At 63.3% G+C, this 2,921-nt stretch carries 3 protein-coding genes; 2 read left to right on the forward strand and 1 reads right to left on the reverse strand.

All coding sequences use genetic code 11. The features are described 5' to 3' along the window. Positions 1-237: 237 nt before the first annotated feature. A complete protein-coding gene (locus AX729_RS16050; RefSeq protein ID WP_061024671.1) occupies positions 238-1,023 on the reverse strand; it encodes an SDR family NAD(P)-dependent oxidoreductase in 786 nt (261 codons plus the stop codon). A 133-nt stretch (positions 1,024-1,156) separates the two neighbouring features. On the opposite strand from AX729_RS16050, the gene AX729_RS16055 reads away from it, so the two are divergent. Then, positions 1,157-1,855 carry a histidine phosphatase family protein gene (locus tag AX729_RS16055; RefSeq protein WP_061024673.1) on the forward strand — a complete coding sequence of 233 codons (699 nt, stop codon included), beginning with the start codon at positions 1,157-1,159 and terminating at the stop codon, positions 1,853-1,855. Between the two features lie 121 nt (positions 1,856-1,976). Continuing rightward, on the forward strand, positions 1,977-2,744 hold the full coding sequence (locus AX729_RS16060; RefSeq protein ID WP_061024675.1) for an SDR family NAD(P)-dependent oxidoreductase: 768 nt from the start codon (positions 1,977-1,979) through the stop codon (positions 2,742-2,744). The last annotated feature ends 177 nt before the right edge of the window (positions 2,745-2,921 follow it).

Genomic DNA, 2,921 nt, shown 5'->3' on the forward strand with positions numbered 1-2,921 from the left:
ATCCAGAGTCTTTCCGCGGAGGGATTCTGGATTGCTTCGCTGCGCTCGCAATGACACCGTTGATGCCGTTGCGCGCGAACACTCAGCTCTCGTGCCCCGGACGCAGCGCAGCGTCTCTTCGACGAAAAGTGCTGCAGAGCCGTGGCCCATGCAATAGCGCGTTGTGCGGCTTCCTGGGTCCCGGCTCTGCGCAGCAGCGTAAGAACGCTGCTGCGCGTCCGGGACTTGGGATCTCAATTAAACCGGCTTGCCCGTATACGGCATCGACGCCGTCAAGCCGCCGTCCACCGGGAACGCCTGGCCGTTGACATACGACGCTTCGTCGCTTGCCAGGAACAACCCCATCGCGGCGAGTTCATGCGGCTGGCCCGGGCGCTTGAGCGGGTTGAGCTGGCCGATCTTGTCCTGGGTGCCGCGCTCCTTGGCGCGGTCGAAGATCGGTTTTGTCATGCCGGTTTCGATCAGGCCGGGGCAGACCGCGTTGATGCGGACGCCGGTGCCGGTGAGCGAATAGGCCGTGGTCTGCACCAGGCTGATCACGCCGGCCTTGCTCGCGGCATAGGGGTGACCGCTGGCGCCGGCCTTGAGGCCCGCGACGGAGGCCGTCAGCACGATCGCACCGGACTGCTGCTTGACCATGTGCGGCATCGCGTATTTCACCGCGAGAAACGGCCCGATCAGGTTGATGCGCAAGATCTCCTGCCAGTGCTCCACCGTCTGCTCGGCGAGCGGCACGAGCCCGCCGGAGATGCCGGCATTGGCCCAGATCACGTCGAGCCGGCCATGCGTCTTCACCGCCTTGTCGATGACCGCGATCACGTCGGTCTCGGAGCCCGCGTCCGCCACCATGGCTTCGGCAATGCCGCCGGCCTTCTTCACTTCCTCGACCGTCTCCTTCACCGCCTCGCTGCGATCTACCGCGATCAGCTTGGCGCCCTCCCGGGTGAACAGCAGCGCAGCCGCGCGGCCGATGCCGCTGCCGGCACCGGTGATGATGACGGATTTGCCTTGCAGGCGGCCCATGCGTTTCTCCCTTTGGCTTGCGCGCGGCCCTTGCCGCGCGACGGAATTTCAAACAAGATTTCAAACGGTAAAGTGTCTTGAGGCACGTTCGCTACTGACGTACAGCGACATGACAAGGGATGGAAGGGTTTCGATGGTAGGTGCAGACAAGCCCAATGTAGTCATCACGCGATGGTGGTGGGTCCGTCATGCGCCGGTGCGCAACGACGGTGGCAACATCTACGGTCAGTCCGACATCGCCTGCGACACCAGCGACACCTATGTGTTCAACGCCGTTGCCAAGGTGCTGCCACGCACGGCGGTGTGGTATTCGAGCAATCTGATGCGGACCCACCAGACGGCCGAGGCGATCTGGGCGGCCGGCTTTCCAAAGCCTGCGTCGATGAAATGGGAAGCGGATCTCGCCGAGCAGAACCTCGGCCGCTGGCAGGGTATGAACCGTGCCCAGTTCATCGCGAGCCGCCCAGTCGGCACGAGCTGGTTCGCCGACATCAACGAGCCCGCGCCGGGCGGCGAGAGCTTCATGGATCTCTACAACCGCACGCGCCGCACCATCGAGCGGATCACCAATGAGGCGGCAGGGCAGGACATCATCGCAGTCGCGCATGGCGGCACGATCAAGGCGGCGCTGGGGCTCGCACTCGAGGGCCAGCCGGAGCGGGGACTGTCGTTCGACATCGACAATTGCTCGGTGACGCGGCTCGATCATTTCGCAAGTCCCGAGCGCACGGTCTGGCGGCTGCCGATGGTGAATCAGCAGCCATGGATCGCGGACGACGCGCACGCGGCGATGCATCAGCCGGCGGGACCGGAAGTCAAGAAGCTCGCCTGAGTTAAGCTGTCATTCCGGGACGGTTCGCGAGGACCGGACCCGGAATCTCGAGATTCCGGGTTCGGTGCTTCGCATCGCTCCGGAATGACATTGAATGGCAAGATCAATCTGGGAGAGAAACATGACCTTGTTCGATATGAAGGGGAAAGTCGCCGTCATCACCGGCTCGACACGCGGCATCGGGCTCGCGATCGCCGAGCGAATGGCCGAGCACGGCGCCAAGGTGGTGATCTCCTCGCGAAAGGCCGATGTCTGCGAGCAGGTCGCCAAGGGCATCAACGAAAAGTTCGGCAAAGGTACCGCGATCGCGGTTGCCGCCAACATCTCGTCGAAAGAGAACCTGCAAAACCTCGTCGACGAGAGCAACCGCGCTTTTGGCAAGATCGACGTGCTGGTGTGCAACGCCGCCTCGAACCCGTATTACGGTCCGCTCGCCGGCATCTCCGACGATCAGTTCCGGAAGATCCTCGACAACAACATCGTCGCCAACAACTGGCTGATCTCGATGGTGGTGCCGCAGATGATCGAGCGCAAGGACGGCTCCATCATCATCGTCTCCTCGATCGGCGGCCTCAAGGGCTCGACCATCCTCGGCGCCTATGCGATCTCGAAAGCCGCCGACATGCAGCTCGCGCGCAATCTCGCCTGCGAATATGGCCCGCACAACATCCGCGTGAACTGCATCGCGCCCGGCTTGATCAAGACCGATTTCGCCAAGGCGCTGTGGGACAATCCGGAGAATTTGAAGGCCTCGACTTCCCGCTCGCCGCTGCTGCGCATCGGCATTCCCGACGAGATCGCGGGCGCAGCGGTATTCCTGGGATCGAAGGCCGGTGACTTCATGACCGGCCAGACCATGGTGATCGACGGCGGCGCGACGATCAGCTGAGGCGGCGGGTGGGAAGGGGCACGCAGTCTCTCCACACTCAGGTGTCATCGCCCGCGAAGGCGGGCGATCCAGTATCCCAGAGGCCGGCGTTAGGGAGTTCGCTCTTCCACATCCGCCGCGGAGTACTGGGCGGATTCAACCGTTCGTCGCAACACCCTGTTTATCGCTCACTCGTAG

The organism is Bradyrhizobium sp. CCH5-F6 (genome assembly GCF_001556045.1).
Classification (GTDB): Bacteria; Pseudomonadota; Alphaproteobacteria; order Rhizobiales; family Xanthobacteraceae; genus Bradyrhizobium.